This is a genomic window from Tenacibaculum sp. FZY0031, from assembly GCF_036350695.1.
In the GTDB taxonomy this organism is placed as follows: Bacteria; Bacteroidota; Bacteroidia; order Flavobacteriales; family Flavobacteriaceae; genus Polaribacter.
This window is the reverse complement of record NZ_JAZDVY010000003.1, coordinates 242,805-262,986: the sequence shown is the minus strand read 5'-3', so window position 1 is coordinate 262,986 and position 20,182 is coordinate 242,805. Positions and strand designations below refer to the sequence as shown.

Sequence of the window (20,182 nt, the reverse complement as noted above, 5' to 3'; positions counted from 1 at the left end):
TTCTTAGTGATTTTATTAATTGTTGTATTGTATTTATTTTTCAATGCAGAAAAAATTCTTGGGAGATTTTTATAAATGAAACCATTTCAATTTAAAGAGTTTGCTGTACATCAAGATAAAACTGCAATGAAAGTTGGTACCGATGCAGTATTGTTAGGTGCATGGTGTAATTTAGGAGATTATCCAGATACAATGCTAGATGTTGGTTCTGGTACAGGTGTTATTTCATTAATGTTAGCACAACGAAGTGGTGCCATGACAATTGATGCAGTAGAGGTGGATGGAGATGCTTATGAACAAACTGTAGAGAATTTTGAGCAATCAGATTGGGGGGATAGACTCTTTTGTTACAATGCTTCTTTTGTGGAATTTGCAGCAGAAATGTCTGAGGAAGAAGAAGAGTATGATATAATTGTATCCAACCCACCATTTTATACCGATAATTACGAAACAGAAGATGTTGCGAGAAATAAAGCACGATTTACGAGTTCATTGTCTTTTAAAGAGTTGTTAAAAGGAGTGGGTCAAATTTTATCTGAAAATGGAAGATTTTCAACCATTATCCCATTTAAAGAAGAAGAAAGTTTTATCGAACTAGCTAAGAAGTATAATTTATACTTAAACAGAGTTTGCCGAGTAAAAGGAACTCCTACTACTGAAACCAAGCGTAGTTTATTAGAGCTGTCGTTTACTGAAAGTTCTATACAAGAAGAAGAATTAATTATAGAAACACAAAGGCACCAGTATACTGATGCCTATATTAATTTGACGAAAGGTTTTTATTTAAAGATGTAACCTGTTATGAGGTTATATTATCAAAATTTCTGTTTAGTTTTAAGATGTTCTTGTTGTGAGTAATGTAGCTCTTCAGCGCTATTTTTTATTACTGCAATAGGATTTTTGTTTTCATCAATTGCTACAAAGGTAAACTCCCCTTCAATGGCTTTTTCTCTGTGATGCGAATACATGTGTTCAGTGAAAATTTTAACAGTAACTTGTAAACTTTTATTACCTATATAACTCACTCGTCCAATTAATTCAATAATAGTTCCAGCTGGAATGGGTTTTTTAAAATCAATTTTATCACTACTTACAGTAACTACTTTTTGTCTGCAAAATCGTGTTGCAGTAATAAAAGCAACTTCATCCATTAATTGCATGGCAGTTCCTCCGAACAGTGTATCATAATGATTGGTTGTATTTGGAAATACGGCTTTGAAAATTCGTGTTTCAGATTGAGTTATTTTTTTTTCTGTGGTCATTTTTTATTTCTTTAGTATGATTAGTGCCTGAACATGATAGTATTCAGGCACTTTTTAAACCATTATTAGTTTACAGTTTCTAAGGTGTTAGTACTGTAGCTTAATGAAGCTTCTTTTGCAGCGGAAACCATAGCGAGTAATGCTTTTTCAGTTTCGTCCCAATGTCTGGTTTTCAAACCGCAATCCGGATTTACCCAAAGTTGAGAAGCTGGAATAACTTTTTGTGCTTTTTGTAGTAACTCAACCATTTCTTCTTTTGAAGGAACTCTTGGTGAATGGATATCGTAAACTCCAGGACCAATTTCGTTCGGGTATTTGAAATTGGCAAAGGCATTCAATAGCTCCATTTGAGAGCGTGAACATTCAATAGTAATCACATCGGCATCCATATCAGCAATGTTTTGAATAATGTCATTAAACTCTGAATAACACATATGTGTATGTATTTGAGTAGCGTCATCTACACTACATGATGAAATTTTAAAAGCTTCTACAGCCCATTTTAGATAATCATTCCATCCTGATTTTCGAAGAGGAAGTCCTTCTCTTATAGCAGGTTCGTCAATTTGAATAACTCGAATACCAGCATTTTCTAGATCTTTAACTTCATCTCGTATAGCCAGTGCAATTTGTTTACAAGTAATGCTACGAGGTTGATCGTCACGCACAAAAGACCATTGTAAAATGGTAACTGGGCCTGTAAGCATTCCTTTAACCCATTTGTCAGTTAAAGATTGCGCGTATTGCGACCAGTAAACAGTCATTGGATGAGGTCGGTAAACATCGCCATAAATGATAGGAGGTTTTACACAACGACTACCATAACTTTGAACCCAACCTTTTTTAGTGAAAGTAACCCCAGCAAGTTGCTCACCAAAATACTCTACCATGTCGTTTCGTTCATATTCACCATGAACCAATACATCAAGACCTATTTTTTCTTGCCATTGAATGGTCTTTTGAGTTTCCTTTTTAAGTAAGTATTTATATTCTTCACTACTTAAATTTCCTTTTTTATACTGAGCCCTCCAGCTTCTTACTTCTTTGGTTTGAGGGAAGGAGCCAATGGTTGTGGTTGGGAATAGTGGTAAATTCAGTACTTTTTCTTGTGCTTCTTGACGAACTGAAAAGTCATTTTTTCTTTGAGAATCTAATTTAGTAACGGCATCAACACGCAGTTTTACATCGTTATGATGAATTAATGTTGAAGATTTTCTGTTTTCAATAGCTTTTTTGTTTTCTTCAAAAGCATTTAAAACACTTTTATCACTAGTGCTTTTAGATAACTCTTTTAATAAGCTTACTTCGGTAAGTTTTTGTTTAGCGAAGGCAAGCCATTGTTTAATTTGATTATCTAAAGTTGTTTCTAACTCTAAGTCGCAAGGCGTGTGTAATAAAGAACATGAAGGAGCTATAAAAACTCTGTCAGAGCCCAATTTATCAGTAGCTTTTTGAATAAGTTGCAAGGACTTTTCAAAATCATTCTTCCAAATATTTCTACCATCTACAATACCTAATGATAAAATTTTGTTTTCAGTAAATGTGTTCAATACATCATCTAATTGTTCTTCGCAGCGAACTAAGTCGATATGTAGTGCATCTATAGGGAGAATATTGGCTAACGAAAGGTTATCTTTTAGTCCTTCAAAATAGGTAGTCACTATAAATTGTAGTTTAGGGAACTTTTTTCTAATCTCATTATAGATAAATTGATAGGTTTCTTTAGTTTTTTCACTCAAGTCTAATGCTAAGAAAGGTTCGTCAAACTGAATCCACTCAGCGCCATGTGTTTGAAGCTCTTGTAGAATTTCAAGATACACAGGAAGTAGTTTTGAGGCCAAATCTAATTTGTCAAAACCTTCTTCTTTTTCTTTTCCTAAAAGAAGGTAGCTAACCAAACCAATAATTACAGGTTTGGCATTAATTCCCGCTTGTTTTGCCCCCACAAACTCATTAACAATTTTGTTGGAAAACAGTTTAAACTCTTGATCTCTATAAAATTCAGGAACGATATAATGGTAATTGGTGTCAAACCATTTGGTCATTTCCATAGCAGTAATATCAAGGTTATCTTTTTGATATCCTCTTGCCATAGCAAAGTAAAGATCCAGTTCAGAGTTTGAAGTTTTTAAAGCTACTTCATTGTAACGTTTAGGAACTGCACCAACAGTAAGTGTCATATCTAACACCTGATCGTAATAAGAAAAATCATTACAAGGAATGAGGTCTATGCCTGCTTTTTGCTGTGTTTTCCAGTTTTGTTGACAGATGTTTCTTCCTGTTTCAAGAAGTTCCTGTAAACTAGTTTTGCCCGACCAATATTGCTCGCAGGCTTTTTTGAGTTCTCTGTTGCTACCAATACGCGGATAGCCAAGAATGTGCGTTTGCATTTTCTTTTAAACTTTTATAATTAAACAATAATTTAAAAGCTCTTTTAGATGCTTCGCAATGCTAAAAACGATAAGATGTTTGAGGAAAAATAATGGTATACCAAAACAAGCACGGCATTCTGTAAAAGAAAGTGTGCGTTAAAATATAACATCGGTATGACCCAAAAGCTTCAAATCGCGAAAGCATTGTCAATATCCGAATAGGCAGGTCTCCTGACTTATAACAGCTTTTATCATCCTTCCCGCTTTTGGCAGTGGATATGCTAGGATAAAAACCTTTGGTGTGTTACTTACAGTTGCGCGACAGTTCGTGATTTGCACACGATTCCCTATTAATCTACAGCTAAGTAAAACCTTTTCGGTTGATGAAGTATGTAAAGAACTTATCGGAGTAAATGTAGGTATTATTTTTTGAGAAAAGAGCATAAAAAAAGCATCAATTAATTGATGCTTATGTTTGAAAAAGAACAATAATAGTGAATGTTTACTGTTCCCATTTTTTAAGTTGATCTAGGTATAAGTAACTTTCAACAAATTTTCTGTGTTCTGTATTTGTCATAATTTCAAGAAGCTCCAATGCTGAAATATAACTAGCTAAATTTCCATTTGAAGATAAAAACTTACCGTCTTTAATAAAAGTTACCAAGCTGTCGTTTTGCACTTTTAAATTTGGATAGTCTTTTTGTAGTTGTTCACCACCACCAATCCATGTTACAATTTTATGACCATCTGCTATACCTGATTTACCAATTAAATTTGCCCCAGCACAATTACTAACAGTGTATTGGGTTTCTTGATTTTTTGTTTTTATAAAATTTACCACTTTATTATTATGTACTTGAGCATACATATCGTAAGCGCTTGGTACAAATAAAGCTGTTAGCTTAGGACAGTTGTCAAAAGTATAATCAGGAACAAAATGCATTCCTTCTTCGGTAGTAATGGGTTTAGGAGTCTCAGCTATTGCTACTACATTAAAAAGTTGTTTACCATCTTTGTCTACTTTACCAAAAACATCTGACGTTGCTATAACTTCTCCTTGTAAAACTCCGTTAAACATTAAAAGTCCAATTGTTGGTAGATCGGGATTAAAAGGTTTTAGGTGTTTAGTTAGGGTGTCAGTTGGAGATATAACTTGTTCAACTTCTTCAGTTTTGTTATCTGTTTTCGATTTTTCTGAATTACAACTAACAGTAATAATTGTAAAAATTAGTAGTGTTACAATGCTTAAATTTTTCATGCGTATTTTATTTAGTATCTCTTTGAGTAGGTTTAATAATCATTCTAAAATATTGGTCTTTGTATATGTAGTAGCCTAACCAGTTGTATAGAGTTCTTACTTTGTTTTTAAAGTTTACAAGCCCCATAATGTGTACAAAAATCCAAATTAACCATGCAACAAAACCTTTTAAGGATTGTTTTTGACCAGGAAAGTCAAGTACAGCCTTATTTCGTCCAATAATAGCTAAAGAGCCTTTGTCGTTGTACTGAAAAGTCTTCCAGTTATCGTTTTTCCTATTAAGATTTTTAGCTAAGTTCTTTGCCTGTTGTAATGCTGGTTGGGCTAATTGCGGGTGCCCATTAGGATAGTTCTCATCGCCTAAAACTAAGGCGCAGTCTCCTAAAGCATAAATGTTATCATATGAATGTACTAGATTAAATGAATTTGTTTTTAATCTTCTACCGGGACCAAAGCTTTCTGTTGAAAAACCATCAAATGTTTTTGCACATACACCAGCTGCCCAAATAAGGTTTTTGGTTTCTATTTTTTCTCCGTTTGATAAGTACACAGTTTCACCATCAAAGTCATTAACCATAGTATTCATCGTTAATCTAACTCCGAGCTCACTTAACTTTTTAGAAGTGTATTTTTGTGCTTTTTTAGACATAGGAGCTAACACAGAGCTTTGACCATCGATAAGGTGAATTTCTCCAAAGTCGTTTTCATCTAACTCAGGATAATCTTTTATGATAATTGACGTTTTAATTTCAGATAAAATTCCTGAAAGCTCAACTCCAGTAGGACCTGCGCCAGCGATTACAAAAGTTAAACATTTTTTTCTTTCCTCTGGATTGTGAATTCTAGTAGCTCGGTCAAATCTAGTTAAGATAACATTTCTAAGAGATAAGGCATCACTAATCGTTTTCATAGGTAAACTGTACTTTTCAATGTTTTTGTTTCCAAAAAAGTTAGTTTCTGTTCCAGTAGCCATTACTAAGATGTCGTATTCTATTTCTCCATTACTTACCACTATTTTGTTTTTTTCGGGAACAACTTTTTCAAGAGTACCGAGTCGAAAACGAGCGTTTTTAAACTTTCTTAATATTTTTCTGAATGGATAACTAATTGCAGATGGTTCCATAAAACCTGTAGATACTTGATAGATTAAAGGAGGAAAGAAGTTGTAGTTATTACTATCTACTAAAATAATCTGATAATTTTCTGAATTTCCTAATCCTTTTATAAGTTCTAATCCAGCAAACCCGCCGCCAACAACGACAAGTTTTTTCATATTTTTCATAATGCTATTATGCCCTTAAATTAATATAAGTACAAAGGTAGTTAAGAAGATTTCAGTAAAAAATAAACTAGCTTAAGAAATGTTATTTTCTTTTAATTTCACTTAAATATTCAGGAGTTAAGCCTAAAAAGCTAGCTAATAAATATTGAGGTACTCGTTGCACAAACTCAGGAAAGTCTTCTCTAAACCTAAAAAACAGTTCTTCCTTAGAGTAGCTGTTTATGTATTTTAAACGCATTAAAGCAGCTCCGTAAGCTGTTTCGTATATGTTTCTGAAATATTTTTCTAGTAATGGGAATTTGCTTAATAATTCATTGTATTTCGAAAAGGAGATTGATAAAACTATAGAGTTTTCAACTGCCTCTATCGTAAAGTTAGCGTGTTTTTGGTGTTGAAACGCTAAAAAGTCTGTTAACCACCAATTCTCCAAAGCAAACTGTGTAGTTTTTTTATAGCCTAAATCATCAATAAAATATAATTGTAAACAACCTTTGGCAACAAAAAATAGTTTATCACATCGTTGGTTAGTAAATAATAAAGTTTCTTTTTTCTTGTAGGGTTGATGATCGAAAAATGTTGCTATTTCTGATAACTCTTCTTCAGAAAAAGAAGTGTATCCTTTAATATGCTCTGTTAAAATACGTTCGACCATTTGTTAGTGTAGTGTTGAAATGTAAAAATACGAACTTTTAGTATAGGTCTTTCTGTGATTTAAGTTGTTATGATTGTTGTTGAGTAAGATTTATTGATAATAATTTTCGCAAATATTCTACCTCTCCTTTAGTACCTACTCCTTTCATTTCGATTAAATCTCCATTTTTTTTATAGATAGTGAGTAAGGAATCTTTATGTGATTTTGCGGCAGAGCGAATAATAGCATTGAGAAGGAAAATAGTTAAAGAGAACTTGTTATGGGTAAATCGAATATCACTAATTTCAGAATAGCGAATATATTGTTTTGAAGCTGATATTTTAAGAAGGTTTGAGTGGGATACTTCAATTCCTCTACTGTCAGCTGTAATTGTATAGGCTTCATCATTTACAAGTAATTGAAAGGATATTATAAATATACAAATACCATAAATACTAGGGTTGTCATAAAAGTTGAAAACTAAATAAGAAATGATAACTAAACCTACCGTTCTTGAAATTACTCTGGTGATAGAACCTTCTTTGATTTCAATTTTTTCCATAATTGTAAAATACGTACAAATAATTTGTTGGTTACAATTCTTTTTAATGATGATTGAGGATATAAACCAGTATAATACCAGAAAATATCCTCAATTGCTAATTTATTAAAAAAGAGTAAATATTTAAAGTTTAACTACCCCTTTACACTCTCAGGGTTATAACCTAAATAAGGAACTTCTTTTTCAATAAAGTTAATTCCGTAGTCTTCTAATTCTTTTAAAATCGGTTCGTACACTTCTTTATTGATTGGTAATTGTACGCCAGGAGTTGTAATATCACCATTTAAAATACGTACCGTAGCCATGGCTACAGGTAAACCAACCGTTTTTGCCATGGCAGTATAAGTTTGATCATCACCTTTAATAACCATACTGCTTTCAATTTGATACTTGTCTTCTTTGTATTGGTATCCAAAAATATGATGCATTACAATCATATCTTTATCTTCAGCTTCAAGAGTCCAAGAATCCATCAATATTTTTTGTAAAATTTCAGCAGGAGTAGCGTTTTTCAATCCTACTTTTTTATTTGGGTTGAAGATGTCTAACTCTACAAATTTATCCCACATTAAATCATCTTGATCAATCTTTGTATACGAACGAAACTTTAACTCAACAGAATCTGAAGGAGAGTAGGCTAAGAAAAGGTTTGTGAAATCACGATAACTCATATTTTCTGAATCTTCAATCGTGTACGTATCGTCAGTCATTCCTAATTGAACAAATACGTTCCAAGCACGAGAAAATCCCACCTTACGAATTGTTCCGCGATACATAGTTTTAATATCTTCTAAACCATAAATACTTCTGTATTTTAAAGAATCACGGTTAGCGTATGCTTCAAATCTTCCACTACCATTAATAGTTAAAAATTCAGTTCTTCTAAATAATTTTTGATATGGAATGTACTTGTAGGTTCCTTCCTGTATAAACATTGAAGCTCCACCCTGACCTGCTAATACCACATTTCTGGGATTCCAAGTAAATTTATAGTTCCATAAATTAGTATCACTTTCAGGAGCTACTAATCCGCCACAAAAAGATTCAAATAATAGCATTTTACCTCCCTGTTCTTTTATGCGGTCAATAACTTGCATCGCACTCATATGGTCAATTCCTGGATCCAGACCAATTTCGTTCATAAATACTAATCCTTTTGCTTTAGCTTCTTCATCTAACGCTTTCATTTCATCAGAAATATATGAGGCGGTAACCATGTGTTTTCCGTAAGTAATACAATCTTTAGCTACTTCAATATGAAAACGAGCGGGTAACATTGAAATAACGATATCTGCTTTTTGAATTGCACTTGAGCGTTCTTCTGTATTAAAAACATCTAACTGTATTGCTGTAGCATTAGAATGATTGTTAACTTTAGATTGAGCACTTTCTAATGAAACATCACCAATAGTTATGTGTAGGTTTTCCTCTGAAGATTTATCTACTAAATATTTTATAAGTGAAGAGCTTGATCTACCAGCACCAATTATCAATATATTTCTCATTATAATGTATTTTTGTTATCACTAAATTTTGAGGCGACAATATCGCTAAAAAAGTTTAAATTTAAACAAAAACTAAAATAATGTATAAAAATTTAACAATAGCAGCGATTTTAGGAGGAATTGCTGTTGTTTTAGGAGCCTTTGGAGCTCATGCCTTAAAAACAAGACTAGCACCGGAAGCTTTAGAAAGTTTTGAAACTGCTGTACGTTATCAGATTTTTCATGCGCTATTATTACTTTTAGTAAACATGTTTGCTGAGTTTACAAACAAAGAAAAGAACAGGATTAGTTATTTTTTAATAGCTGGAATTTTATTGTTTTCAGGATCCATTTATTTAATTTACTTAGCAAACGTTCCTGCAATAGCCATTTGGTTTGTTACACCTTTAGGAGGAATGCTATTAATTATGGGTTGGAGCCTATTAGCATATCGCTTTTTAAAAAAAGTTATTAAAAGTTAAAGTTGATAAAATCTTTGTATGATTCATCTTTTTAATCAAAAAGAACTATTTTTGTCCAAAATTAAACACAACTAAAATCTTTTAAGATGACAAATCTTGATACGAAAACGATATCGTTAGATAACTTAGGCATAAAAGACGCTACGGTTCGTTATCAATTAACTTCAGACGAGTTACACGACATCACTATTGAAAAAGAACAAGGAGAAGAAACCAGTTTTGGAGCATTAGCTGTTAAAACAGGTGAGTTCACAGGTCGCTCTCCAATGGATCGTTTTATCGTTAAAGACGATATAACTGAAGACCAAGTTTGGTGGGGAGATATCAACATTCCTTTTGATTCAGAAAAATTTGACAAGCTATACGATAAAGTAACTAACTATTTATCAAACAAAGAGGTGTTTGTGCGTGATAGTTATGCATGTGCAGATGAAGACTACAAGTTAAATATTCGTGTTGTAAACGAATATCCTTGGAGTAACATGTTTGCATACAACATGTTTTTACGTCCTACAGCTGAAGAGTTGAAAAACTTTTCTCCAGAGTGGACAGTAGTAAACGCTCCAGGTTTTATGGCAGATCCAGCAATAGATGGAACACGCCAACACAACTTTGCTATCTTAAACTTTACTAGAAAAGTAGCATTAATTGGTGGTACAGGATATACAGGAGAAATTAAAAAGGGTATTTTCTCTGCGTTGAACTTTATTTTACCAGTATTTAAAAATACCTTACCAATGCACTGTTCTGCAAACGTTGGTAAAGATGGAGATACTGCTATTTTCTTCGGGTTATCAGGTACAGGTAAAACGACCTTATCTACGGATCCAAATCGTAGTTTAATTGGTGATGATGAGCATGGTTGGACTGCTGAAAACACAATCTTCAACTTTGAAGGTGGTTGTTATGCAAAAGTAATCGACTTGTCTCAAGAGAAAGAACCAGAGATTTACGGAGCAATTAAAAGAGGAGCAATCCTTGAAAATATCGTGATGGACGATAAAGGAAAGGTAGATTTTGCTGATACATCAATTACACAAAATACACGTGTAAGTTACCCTATTTATCACATTGAAAATATTCAAACACCGTCAAAAGGTGCAAACCCAAAGAACATCTTCTTTTTAACAGCAGATGCTTTTGGAGTACTGCCTCCAATTTCTAAGTTAACACCAGGACAATCAGCTTATCACTTTATTTCTGGATATACTGCTAAAGTAGCAGGTACAGAGGCAGGAATTAACGAGCCATTACCAAGTTTTTCAGCTTGTTTTGGAGCTCCATTTATGCCGTTACACCCAACGCGTTACGCTGAAATGTTAAGCAAGAAAATGCAAGAAGCAGGTGTAAACGTTTGGTTAATTAATACTGGATGGACAGGTGGTGCTTACGGTACTGGTAGCAGAATGAAATTAAAGTACACTCGTGCTATGATTACAGAAGCTTTAGAAGGTAATTTAGAAAATGTTGAATTTGTACAACACCCAATTTTTGGATTATCAATGCCAACTACTTGTGAAAATGTTCCTGATGAAGTATTAAATCCAAAGCAAACATGGGCAGACAAAGATGCTTATGATGCAAAAGCTATGGAATTAGCGAATTCATTTAGAAAGAACTTTGCTCAGTTTGAAGAAATGGCAAGCGAGGAAATTATTAAAGGTGGGCCAATAGCGTAACCTTTAAAACATAAATACTAAGAAAGCATCCATAACGGATGCTTTTTTTGTGAAAAATACTCAGTATTTTAGCAATAAATAAATTTTAGCATGATTGTACAAGGAAATATAGTCGACATACAAAATAAACGAATCTTTAAAGGAGAAGTTGAGGTTAAAGAAGGAAAGATTACACAAATTAGAGCAGTAGAACATACTGTAGAAAACTATATTTTACCTGGATTTATAGATGCGCATATTCATATTGAAAGCTCGATGTTAGTTCCTTCAGAATTTGCTAAAATAGCCGTAACACATGGTACGGTAGCAACCGTATCCGATCCACATGAAATAGCCAATGTGCTAGGGGTGAAAGGAGTTGATTTTATGATTGAAAACGGAAAGAAAGTTCCGTTAAAATTCAATTTTGGAGCGCCATCTTGTGTGCCAGCGACTTCTTTTGAAAGTGCAGGAGCTGTGATTGATTCAGAAGATATCAAAAAAATGATGCAGAACCCTGATATCAAGTATTTAGCAGAAATGATGAACTACCCAGGGGTCATTTATCAGGATGAAGAAGTGTTGAAAAAAATAGCTTGGGCAAAACATTATAATAAGCCAGTAGATGGACATGCACCAGGATTAAGAGGAGAAGATTTAGACAAATACATAGCAGCAGGAATTTATACCGATCATGAATGTTTTACCTATGAAGAAGGTTTAGAAAAGCTTCAAAAAGGAATGAAAGTCATCATTAGAGAAGGAAGCGCAGCGAAAAACTTTGAAGCGCTGATTGATTTACTTCCTGAATATTATGAGAACATGATGTTTTGTTCTGATGATAAGCATCCAGATGATTTGTTATTAGGACATATCAACCAGTTATGTGAGCGTGCTGTTGCTAAAGGAATAGATGTATTCAAAGTATTGCAAGCTGCTTGTATAAATCCAGTAGAGCATTACAAACTGGATGTAGGAACTTTAAACGAAGGAGATGACGCTGATTTTATTGTAGTGAATGACCTACAAAAGTTTGAAGTACTACAAACGTATATTAATGGAGAATTAGTGGCTGAAAATGGAAGGTCATTTGTAGCACATGTAGATTTTGAAGTGTTGAATAATTTTGACACTGATGCAAAAAACGTTTCCGATTTTGAATTCCATTCAGCATCTGAAAAGATTCGAGTTATTGAGGCTTTGGACGGAGAATTAGTGACAAATGAAATAGAAGCAGATTCGTTGATAAAAGATGGAAGTTTAGTTTCTGATGTAGCAAACGATGTGTTAAAAATGACCGTAGTAAACCGTTATCAAAATGCAGAACCTTCTATTGCGTTTATTAAGAACTTCGGATTAAAAGAAGGGGCGATAGCGAGTTCAGTTGGTCATGATTCTCATAATATTATAGCAGTTGGAGTGTCGGATGAATTGATTTGTAAGGCAGTAAACTTACTGATTGAAAATAGAGGAGGCGTTTGCGCTGTAACCTCTTCTGAAGAAAAAGTGGTTCCACTTCCTGTGGCAGGAATCATGTCTGAAAAACCGGCGATTGAAATAGGAAAAGCCTACGCAGAATTGGATACCATGGCAAAACAACTAGGTAGCAAATTACGAGCTCCGTACATGACCTTATCTTTTATGGCGTTGTTGGTAATTCCATCCTTAAAGCTATCAGACAAAGGCTTGTTTGATGGAAATACATTTAAATTTACTTCTTTAGAAGTTAAATAAACGAGAGTTTGAAGACAGAAAAAATTATATTAGGGATTGACCCAGGAACTTCTATTATGGGGTTTGGAATTATAAAGGTAGTAGGGAAAAAGATGGAATTTGTTCAAATGAACGAACTGCTCTTAAAAAAATATGACGATCATTACTTGAAATTAAAAATCATTTTTGAACGTACTATTGAGTTGATTGATACCTATAATCCAGATGAAATAGCCTTAGAAGCTCCTTTTTATGGAAAGAATGTACAGTCGATGTTAAAATTAGGACGCGCACAAGGAGTGGCGATGGCAGCAGGATTGTCAAGACAAATACCTGTAACCGAGTATGCGCCCAAGAAAATTAAAATGGCCATTACAGGTAAAGGAACCTCTAGTAAAGAACAGGTAGCGCTTATGCTAAAATCGCTATTAAACTTAAAAGAGTTGCCTAAAAATCTAGATGCGACTGATGGTTTGGCAGCCGCGGTATGTCATTACTATAATTCAGGAACAAAAGTAGGAGGTAAGAACTATACAGGTTGGGCAGCGTTTGTAAAGCAGAATCCGAAAAAAATCAAAAACTGATTTTTTTCAATGTTAAATGAACAGTAAACAATAGTTTGAAAAAACTGACGAAATAGCTAAAATTCTATTTTCAATTTTAAAGAAAACAAGAATTAATAAGTAATCTTGATAACTGATAACTGATAACTGATAACTGATAACTGATAACTGATAACTGATAACTGATAACTGATAACTGATTTGGCAGGAATTTATCTACATATCCCATTTTGTAAGCAAGCATGTTATTATTGCGATTTTCACTTTTCTACCTCTTTAAAAAAGAAAGAAGAGCTTGTATCTTGCTTGGTAAAAGAATTGGAGTTAAGAAAAGAAGAACTTCTAAATGAAACTATAGAAACCATCTATTTTGGAGGTGGAACACCGAGTTTATTGTCGATTGAAGAATTACAATTGTTGATTGATACTATTTATCAAAACTATGTTGTAATAGCAAATCCAGAAATTACCTTAGAAGCAAATCCAGATGATTTATCAGAAGAAAAAATAATAGAATTATCTAAAACTTCGGTTAATCGCTTAAGTATAGGGATACAATCTTTTTTTGAAGAAGATTTACAGTTAATGAACCGAGCTCATAATGCACAAGAAGCAAAAAAATGTCTGTCAGCTGCCACTCGCTACTTTGATAATATTACCATTGATTTGATTTACGGAGTCCCGAATATGAGTAATGAACGTTGGAGAGAAAATTTGCAAATAGCTTTTGATTTCGGTATCAATCATATTTCATCATATGCGTTAACGGTAGAACCTAAAACAGCATTAGATTCATTTATCAAGCAAGGAAAATATCCTGATGTTGACGAAACAGTAGCCAAAGAGCATTTTGATATTTTGGTAGCAAAAACCGCTAAAAATGGATTTGTTCATTACGAAATTTCCAACTTTGGAAAACCAAACTATTTCTCAAAGCACAATACCAGTTATTGGTTAGGGAAAAAGTATATAGGCATTGGTCCTTCAGCACATTCGTTTAACAAAACACATCGTAGCTGGAATGTAGCTAACAATGCTAAATATATCAAAGCAATTCAAGAAGGAAAACTCCCTTTGGAGCAAGAGAAACTCACTAAGAAAGATCAGTTTAATGAATATTTAATGACAGGATTAAGAACCATTTGGGGAGTGTCGTTAGAGAAAATTGAGGAGGATTTCGGGGAAGAGTTTAAAATAGAATTGCTTAAAAATGCTGAGAAGTTTATCCAACAAGGGCTATTAGTCATTACAAATGAAGTTTTGAAGACTACAGAAAAAGGAAAGTTCTTAGCAGATGGATTGGCTTCCGAATTATTTATTATTTAAGTATCTTTGAGTATGATCGCAACAATTGAATACAACTCAAGAAAATACAAGATTGATTTATCAAAACCACTAGACATTTCAATAGCTATTGATACCTCAAAAGAAAATGTAAATGCGTGGTATTTAGACGATCCTAAGATTTTTCCTGTTTCTGATGGCAATTGGATTGGGAGTGTACAAAAAGGCGCTGATGTAAACTTTAATAATATCCAGTTTAATCCGCACTCACATATTACACATACCGAATGTGTGGGACATATTACAGAAGAAGTTTATTCAGTAAACAAAGAACTATCAAAATTTTTCTTCTTAGCTGAAGTAGTGACGATTGCTCCAGAACAGTTAAAAAATAAGGACTTTGTAATTTCAAAAAAACAATTACAAAATGTTTTAGGAAACAAAAAGCGCGATGCAATTGTAATTAGAACCTTACCGAACCTATCAGACAAAAAATCGATGCGTTATTCAAATACAAATCCGACCTATTTGTTAGAAGAAGCTGCTGTATATTTAAAAGAGAAAGGAATAGAACATTTACTAATTGATTTACCATCGGTAGACAAAGAAAAAGACGAAGGAAAATTGTTAGCACATAATGCTTTTTGGAATACACAAGGAGAAATCAGAATGAAAGCAACAATTACTGAATTTATTTATGTATCCAATAAAATAAAGGACGGAACTTACTTTTTGAACTTGATGGTAGCACCATTTGAAAACGACGCTACACCTAGTAAACCCACACTTTACGAAATTATTTAAAACTTTTTTGTGGGTATATTTCTTTTTTTACTAGTTTTACAGCTCAATCAAGAAACAATAATGACAATTTTTAATACATATAAGCAATGTAAATCGACTGTGGTAAGACACAGAAACGATCGGGCGATGTATGTATTATAATTATGTTTATATAAAATATAACGATAATAAAAAGTCCGACTGCAAAGTCGGACTTTTTATTTTTATATCAACAATCAACACTAAAACCAAACCAAATGAAAAAACTCTATTTTAATTATTTAGACACTTTTAAAGGGCTCTCGAGCGAAGTATGGTGGCTTGCTTTAATAACATTGATAAACAGAGCAGGAACCATGGTAATTCCGTTTATGTCATTGTATTTGAGAGAAAGTTTGCATTTTTCTTTAAATGATGTAGGTTGGATTATGACTTGTTTTGGATTAGGGTCTGTAGGAGGATCTTGGTTGGGAGGAAAGTTAACTGATAAAATAGGGTTTTACAAAGTGATGAAAACAAGTTTGTTTTTGACTGGAATCCTTTTTATAGTCTTACAGTTTGTTAATACTTTTTGGGGGTTTTGTGTTGGTATTTTTTTGGTGATGTTAGTAGCAGATACGTTTAGACCCGCTATGTTTGTAGCCTTGAATACTTACAGCAAACCAGAAAATAAAACACGTTCAGTAACCTTAATTCGTCTGGCAATTAACTTAGGTTTCTCAGCAGGTCCAGCTGTTGGAGGGTTAATAATTACTTCAATGGGGTATAGTGGATTGTTCTGGGTGGATGGAGTTACGTGTATTTTAGCAACTATGTTATTGATAAATGTGTTACATCCTAAAAAAGCAAGAGTGTTGGATGAAATAAAAGTAGAAAATCCAGAGTCGGTTTTTTCAGATAAGGCTTTTTGGGTGTTTTTTGTAGGGATGTTTGTGTTCGGATTTATCTTCTTGCAATACTTCTCAACAATGCCTTTGTATTACAAAGATGTTCATCATTTAACAGAGTTAGAAATAGGCTTGTTAATGGGAATGAACGGATTTTTCATTTTCCTGTTAGAAATGCCACTCATTACTTGGTTAGAAAAAAGTAAGTATACTAAAGAATTTTTAATGTTTTTGGGTTTACTATTAACAGGATTAAGTTTTGTAGTAATTAACTTAACTGGTTGGGTAGGAATTTTAATTATAGGAATGTTATTGATGACCATAGGAGAGATGATTGCATTTCCTTTTTCAAATGCCTTTGTAATGGAACGTGCAAAAAAAGGAAATCAAGGAGAGTATATGGCATATTACAGTATTGCATTTTCTATGTCGCATATATTTGGACACAATTCAGGAATGCAATTAATAGATAATATTGGATTTGATAATACATGGAATTTTATGATTGTATTATCAGGAATTGGAGTGTTGTTTTTATTAATGTTAATACGAATTGTGAAAAGAGAGAAAGTAATCGCATGGACTTAAATCAAGTAACAATTCCGTCTATAGATGTAAATGCATCTGTACTATTTTATAAAAAACTAGGCTTGCATCTTATTGTAGATGCAAGCCCTAGGTATGTCCGATTTGAAGTGCCTGATGGAGATGCAACCTTCTCAATTCATCAAGTAGAGAAGTTATCTAAAGGAGAAGGGATTACATTGTATTTTGAAGACGAGAATTTAGATGAATTAGTAAGGGAGCTACAAGAAAAAGGAATTCAATTCACCCAATTACCCAAAGAGCAAACATGGTTATGGAGAGAAGCCCATTTGTTAGATCCAGATGGTAATAAATTAATTCTGTTTAAAGCAGGAGAACACAGAAAAAATCCGCCTTGGCGAATCGATTAAGAAATAGAAGTTTTTATCTTTGAATGTTTAATAAGAAAGCAGAAAACATGAATATACAAGACGCACAAAAACAAGTAGATGATTGGATTAAAAATCACGGAGTTCGTTACTTTAACGAGTTAACAAATATGGCGCAACTAACAGAAGAAGTTGGAGAAGTAGCTCGAATTATTGCGCGTCGTTATGGAGAGCAAAGCGAAAAAGAAAGTGATAAAAACAAAGATTTAGGAGAAGAGTTAGCAGATGTAATGTTTGTCGTGTTGTGTTTAGCAAACCAAACAGGTGTAAATTTACAAGAAGCCTTTGATAAGAAGCTAGATATTAAAACTAAAAGGGATCACGATCGTCATCACAATAATAAAAAACTACAATAAATGAGTCTCATTAAAAATATACAAAAGGGAAGTTTTTGGATTAATGTTTTAAAAGTAGGAACCCCATTTTTACTAATCGTAGCTGTTTTTTCTTTATTGTTTAAAACGGGAGGGGCTGTTTTTTCAGGAGACTTTGAAACCGTATACAATGTGCACTTTGCAAATAAACAGTGGATTCGTTTTTGGCTGAGCAAGATTGTAATCGCACTTATTTATAGCATATACATTGTAAATAAAAAAACGAAGTAGTTTTTATGGATTTAAGACTAAAAACTGAAGAATTTAATTCAGGTACTCATATAACCATTTCAGGTTCAAAAAGTGAATCAAATAGATTGTTGATTTTACAGCAGTTATATCCAGATTTGCAGATAGAAAATTTATCAGACTCTGATGATACACATCATTTACAAGGAGCGTTAACTTCTGATAATACGATTGCAGACATTGGACATGCAGGAACAGCAATGCGTTTTTTAACTGCTTTTTTTGCAACCCAAGAAGGTGTTACAAAAGTATTGCAAGGATCAGACCGCATGCACAATCGACCAATTGAAATCTTGGTTAATGCGCTTCGCGATTTAGGAGCAGCTATAGATTATGTAGAAAAAGAAGGATATCCCCCGCTTAAAATATCGGGAAGAAAACTAACAAAAGAGAAAGTTTTAATTAATGGAAATGTAAGTAGTCAATACATTTCAGCATTAATGCTAATTGCTCCAAGCTTAGAAAAAGGATTGGAAATTGAATTGGTCGGAAAAATTACGTCGGTTCCCTATATCAATATGACTTTACAATTATTAGCTCAATTAGAAGTTGAAGCTAAATTTGAAGGGCAGCTTATTAAAATAGAGCCAAAAGCAACTGTAAGAAAGCAAACAGTTGTAGTTGAGTCTGATTGGAGCTCTGCATCTTATTTTTATTCGATTATAGCGTTGAGCAAAGTAGGTTCTTCTGTGAAACTATCAGCGTATAAAAAAGATAGTTTGCAAGGAGATAGTTGCTTGGAAAAAATTTATAAAGATTTTGGAGTGACGACCACTTTTAAAGACCATTCAATTCTTCTAACTAAAGAAAGAGAACATAGTTTAGCTGTATTAAAAGAAGATTTAAAAAATGCACCAGATATTGCTCAAACCATAGCAGTTACGTGTTTTGGGCTTGGTATTGCTTGTGATTTAACAGGGTTACACACGTTAAAGATTAAAGAAACCGATCGCTTAGAAGCATTGCGTGAAGAGTTAACAAAATTAGGGGCAGATATTTCTGTAACTAATGAAAGTTTACACTTAAAACCATCTTTAAAAATTAAAGAAACTATTCAAATAGCTACTTATAACGATCATCGAATGGCAATGGCATTTGCTCCGTTAGCTTTAAAAGTTTCTATAGAAATTTTAGAAGCTGAAGTAGTAACCAAATCCTATAGAAATTTTTGGGAAGATATGTTTAATGTAGGAATTCAGAATGTTACCATAAAATAATAGAGCAATCGCTTGACAACCCCTATGTTGAAATTGTATATTTGCCACCGTTAAGAAAATTTTACAAATGAAATTATCAAATTTTAATTTTGAATTGCCAAAAGAATTATTGGCAGAATATCCTTCAGAGCACAGAGATGAAGCACGATTAATGGTATTGCACCGTGACACACAAAAAATCGAGCATAAACTATTTAAAGATTTAATCGATTATTTTGATGAAGGAGATGTAATGATGTTGAACAATACGAAAGTATTTCCAGCCCGTATGTACGGAAACAAAGAAAAAACAGGAGCTCGTATTGAAGTGTTTTTATTACGTGAGTTAAATGCTGAAAATCGTTTGTGGGATGTCTTAGTAGATCCAGCAAGAAAAATAAGAATAGGGAATAAATTATTCTTTGGAGATGATGAAAGTTTAGTAGCTGAAGTTATTGATAATACTACTTCACGTGGAAGAACATTACGTTTCTTATTTGATGGCCCTTACGATGAATTTAGAAAAAAATTAATCGAGTTAGGAGAAACTCCATTGCCAAAATACATAAAGCGTGAGGTAGAGCCAGAAGACGAAGATCGTTACCAAACTATTTTCGCTAAGCACGAAGGAGCAGTAGCAGCACCAACAGCAGGATTGCACTTTTCTAAGCATCTAATGAAGCGTTTAGAAATTAAAGGAGTAGACTTTGCTGAAACAACATTGCATGTAGGGTTAGGTACTTTTAATCCAGTTGAAGTAGAAGATTTATCAAAGCACAAAATGGACTCTGAGCAAATTATCATTCCTCAAGTCAGTGCTGATATGGTAAATAATGCTATTGCTAACAAGAGGAGAGTATGTGCTGTAGGTACTACAGTAATGAGAACGATTGAATCATCTGTATCTTCAAGCAAGCAATTGAATGCTTTTGAAGGGTGGACAAACAAGTTTATTTTTCCGCCATATGATTTTAGTATAGCGAACTGTATGGTGACAAACTTCCACACGCCAAAATCTACATTATTAATGATGGTTTCTGCATTTGCAGGACACGATTTTGTTATGGAGGCATATCATGAAGCAATTAAAGAAAAATATAAGTTTTATTCGTACGGAGATGCGATGTTAATTTTATAAAATAGTTTTTTAACCATTTACAAAACCTCA

Annotated in this window: 19 protein-coding genes, 1 pseudogene and 1 riboswitch; of the genes and pseudogenes, 13 read left to right on the top strand and 7 right to left on the bottom strand. The window is 33.3% G+C overall.

The features are described 5' to 3' along the window. Positions 1 to 75: 75 nt before the first annotated feature. Positions 76 to 795, top strand: coding sequence for a tRNA1(Val) (adenine(37)-N6)-methyltransferase (locus V1T75_RS05560; protein WP_330487570.1), 720 nt, complete (start codon positions 76 to 78; stop codon positions 793 to 795). A gap of 86 nt (positions 796 to 881) precedes the next feature. Here V1T75_RS05560 and V1T75_RS05555 read toward each other — a convergent pair. The 7 genes and pseudogenes from V1T75_RS05555 to V1T75_RS05525 form a co-directional block, all read right to left on the bottom strand. Continuing rightward, positions 882 to 1,262: pseudogene (locus V1T75_RS05555) on the bottom strand (acyl-CoA thioesterase); the annotation flags it as partial. A 65-nt stretch (positions 1,263 to 1,327) separates the two neighbouring features. After that, positions 1,328 to 3,652: a 5-methyltetrahydropteroyltriglutamate--homocysteine S-methyltransferase gene (gene metE, locus V1T75_RS05550; protein ID WP_330487569.1), complete on the bottom strand. Its 2,325-nt coding sequence runs from the start codon at positions 3,650 to 3,652 to the stop codon at positions 1,328 to 1,330. A 186-nt stretch (positions 3,653 to 3,838) separates the two neighbouring features. Then, positions 3,839 to 4,025: riboswitch (cobalamin riboswitch) on the bottom strand. Positions 4,026 to 4,136: 111 nt separating this feature from the next. Then, complete coding sequence (locus V1T75_RS05545; protein ID WP_330487568.1) at positions 4,137 to 4,892, bottom strand: DJ-1/PfpI family protein; 756 nt, start codon at positions 4,890 to 4,892, stop codon at positions 4,137 to 4,139. Positions 4,893 to 4,899: 7 nt separating this feature from the next. Next, positions 4,900 to 6,174, bottom strand: coding sequence for an NAD(P)/FAD-dependent oxidoreductase (locus V1T75_RS05540; protein WP_330487567.1), 1,275 nt, complete (start codon positions 6,172 to 6,174; stop codon positions 4,900 to 4,902). A gap of 82 nt (positions 6,175 to 6,256) precedes the next feature. Then, positions 6,257 to 6,826 (bottom strand): Crp/Fnr family transcriptional regulator, encoded by a 570-nt coding sequence (locus V1T75_RS05535; RefSeq protein ID WP_330487566.1) that lies wholly within the window; start codon positions 6,824 to 6,826, stop codon positions 6,257 to 6,259. 67 nt (positions 6,827 to 6,893) lie between these two features. Then, positions 6,894 to 7,367 (bottom strand): hypothetical protein, encoded by a 474-nt coding sequence (locus tag V1T75_RS05530; RefSeq protein ID WP_330487565.1) that lies wholly within the window; start codon positions 7,365 to 7,367, stop codon positions 6,894 to 6,896. Positions 7,368 to 7,501: 134 nt separating this feature from the next. After that, a complete protein-coding gene (locus V1T75_RS05525; protein ID WP_330487564.1) occupies positions 7,502 to 8,872 on the bottom strand; it encodes a saccharopine dehydrogenase family protein in 1,371 nt (456 codons plus the stop codon). Positions 8,873 to 8,952: 80 nt separating this feature from the next. Here V1T75_RS05525 and V1T75_RS05520 point away from each other — a divergent pair, with 80 nt between their 5' ends. From V1T75_RS05520 to queA, 12 genes are all read left to right on the top strand, one after another. Further along, positions 8,953 to 9,333, top strand: coding sequence for a DUF423 domain-containing protein (locus V1T75_RS05520; protein WP_330487563.1), 381 nt, complete (start codon positions 8,953 to 8,955; stop codon positions 9,331 to 9,333). 86 nt (positions 9,334 to 9,419) lie between these two features. Continuing rightward, positions 9,420 to 11,012 carry a phosphoenolpyruvate carboxykinase (ATP) gene (gene pckA, locus V1T75_RS05515; protein ID WP_330487562.1) on the top strand — a complete coding sequence of 531 codons (1,593 nt, stop codon included), beginning with the start codon at positions 9,420 to 9,422 and terminating at the stop codon, positions 11,010 to 11,012. A gap of 90 nt (positions 11,013 to 11,102) precedes the next feature. Further along, positions 11,103 to 12,725: an adenine deaminase gene (gene ade / locus V1T75_RS05510; RefSeq protein ID WP_330487561.1), complete on the top strand. Its 1,623-nt coding sequence runs from the start codon at positions 11,103 to 11,105 to the stop codon at positions 12,723 to 12,725. 8 nt (positions 12,726 to 12,733) lie between these two features. Further along, positions 12,734 to 13,288: a crossover junction endodeoxyribonuclease RuvC gene (ruvC, locus tag V1T75_RS05505; protein ID WP_330487560.1), complete on the top strand. Its 555-nt coding sequence runs from the start codon at positions 12,734 to 12,736 to the stop codon at positions 13,286 to 13,288. A 180-nt stretch (positions 13,289 to 13,468) separates the two neighbouring features. Next, positions 13,469 to 14,593, top strand: a complete 1,125-nt coding sequence (gene hemW, locus V1T75_RS05500) for a radical SAM family heme chaperone HemW (RefSeq protein WP_330487559.1) — start codon at positions 13,469 to 13,471, stop codon at positions 14,591 to 14,593. A gap of 12 nt (positions 14,594 to 14,605) precedes the next feature. Next, positions 14,606 to 15,355 carry a cyclase family protein gene (locus tag V1T75_RS05495; RefSeq protein WP_330487558.1) on the top strand — a complete coding sequence of 250 codons (750 nt, stop codon included), beginning with the start codon at positions 14,606 to 14,608 and terminating at the stop codon, positions 15,353 to 15,355. 236 nt (positions 15,356 to 15,591) lie between these two features. After that, entirely contained in the window at positions 15,592 to 16,809 is a 1,218-nt protein-coding gene (locus tag V1T75_RS05490) for an MFS transporter (protein WP_330487557.1), read from the top strand. Further along, complete coding sequence (locus V1T75_RS05485; protein ID WP_330487556.1) at positions 16,800 to 17,177, top strand: VOC family protein; 378 nt, start codon at positions 16,800 to 16,802, stop codon at positions 17,175 to 17,177. The genes V1T75_RS05490 and V1T75_RS05485 overlap by 10 nt, the downstream gene beginning before the upstream one ends. A 47-nt stretch (positions 17,178 to 17,224) precedes the next feature. Further along, complete coding sequence (locus tag V1T75_RS05480) at positions 17,225 to 17,551, top strand: nucleotide pyrophosphohydrolase (protein WP_073182681.1); 327 nt, start codon at positions 17,225 to 17,227, stop codon at positions 17,549 to 17,551. After that, complete coding sequence (locus tag V1T75_RS05475) at positions 17,552 to 17,800, top strand: hypothetical protein (RefSeq protein WP_330487555.1); 249 nt, start codon at positions 17,552 to 17,554, stop codon at positions 17,798 to 17,800. A gap of 5 nt (positions 17,801 to 17,805) precedes the next feature. Then, complete coding sequence (locus V1T75_RS05470; RefSeq protein ID WP_330487554.1) at positions 17,806 to 19,035, top strand: 3-phosphoshikimate 1-carboxyvinyltransferase; 1,230 nt, start codon at positions 17,806 to 17,808, stop codon at positions 19,033 to 19,035. Between the two features lie 67 nt (positions 19,036 to 19,102). Beyond that, positions 19,103 to 20,152, top strand: coding sequence for a tRNA preQ1(34) S-adenosylmethionine ribosyltransferase-isomerase QueA (gene queA / locus V1T75_RS05465; protein WP_330487553.1), 1,050 nt, complete (start codon positions 19,103 to 19,105; stop codon positions 20,150 to 20,152). Positions 20,153 to 20,182: the final 30 nt, after the last annotated feature.

Coding starts and splice junctions, on each gene's coding strand:
- V1T75_RS05475 (WP_330487555.1), top strand. CDS start 17,552: ATGAGTCTCATTAAAAATATACAAAAGGGAAGTTTTTGGATTAATGTT.
- pckA (WP_330487562.1), top strand. CDS start 9,420: ATGACAAATCTTGATACGAAAACGATATCGTTAGATAACTTAGGCATA.
- V1T75_RS05520 (WP_330487563.1), top strand. CDS start 8,953: ATGTATAAAAATTTAACAATAGCAGCGATTTTAGGAGGAATTGCTGTT.
- V1T75_RS05490 (WP_330487557.1), top strand. CDS start 15,592: ATGAAAAAACTCTATTTTAATTATTTAGACACTTTTAAAGGGCTCTCG.
- V1T75_RS05535 (WP_330487566.1), bottom strand. CDS start 6,826: ATGGTCGAACGTATTTTAACAGAGCATATTAAAGGATACACTTCTTTT.
- V1T75_RS05545 (WP_330487568.1), bottom strand. CDS start 4,892: ATGAAAAATTTAAGCATTGTAACACTACTAATTTTTACAATTATTACT.
- V1T75_RS05480 (WP_073182681.1), top strand. CDS start 17,225: ATGAATATACAAGACGCACAAAAACAAGTAGATGATTGGATTAAAAAT.
- metE (WP_330487569.1), bottom strand. CDS start 3,652: ATGCAAACGCACATTCTTGGCTATCCGCGTATTGGTAGCAACAGAGAA.
- ade (WP_330487561.1), top strand. CDS start 11,103: ATGATTGTACAAGGAAATATAGTCGACATACAAAATAAACGAATCTTT.
- V1T75_RS05530 (WP_330487565.1), bottom strand. CDS start 7,367: ATGGAAAAAATTGAAATCAAAGAAGGTTCTATCACCAGAGTAATTTCA.
- V1T75_RS05560 (WP_330487570.1), top strand. CDS start 76: ATGAAACCATTTCAATTTAAAGAGTTTGCTGTACATCAAGATAAAACT.
- V1T75_RS05470 (WP_330487554.1), top strand. CDS start 17,806: ATGGATTTAAGACTAAAAACTGAAGAATTTAATTCAGGTACTCATATA.
- V1T75_RS05495 (WP_330487558.1), top strand. CDS start 14,606: ATGATCGCAACAATTGAATACAACTCAAGAAAATACAAGATTGATTTA.
- V1T75_RS05540 (WP_330487567.1), bottom strand. CDS start 6,174: ATGAAAAATATGAAAAAACTTGTCGTTGTTGGCGGCGGGTTTGCTGGA.
- V1T75_RS05485 (WP_330487556.1), top strand. CDS start 16,800: ATGGACTTAAATCAAGTAACAATTCCGTCTATAGATGTAAATGCATCT.
- V1T75_RS05525 (WP_330487564.1), bottom strand. CDS start 8,872: ATGAGAAATATATTGATAATTGGTGCTGGTAGATCAAGCTCTTCACTT.
- queA (WP_330487553.1), top strand. CDS start 19,103: ATGAAATTATCAAATTTTAATTTTGAATTGCCAAAAGAATTATTGGCA.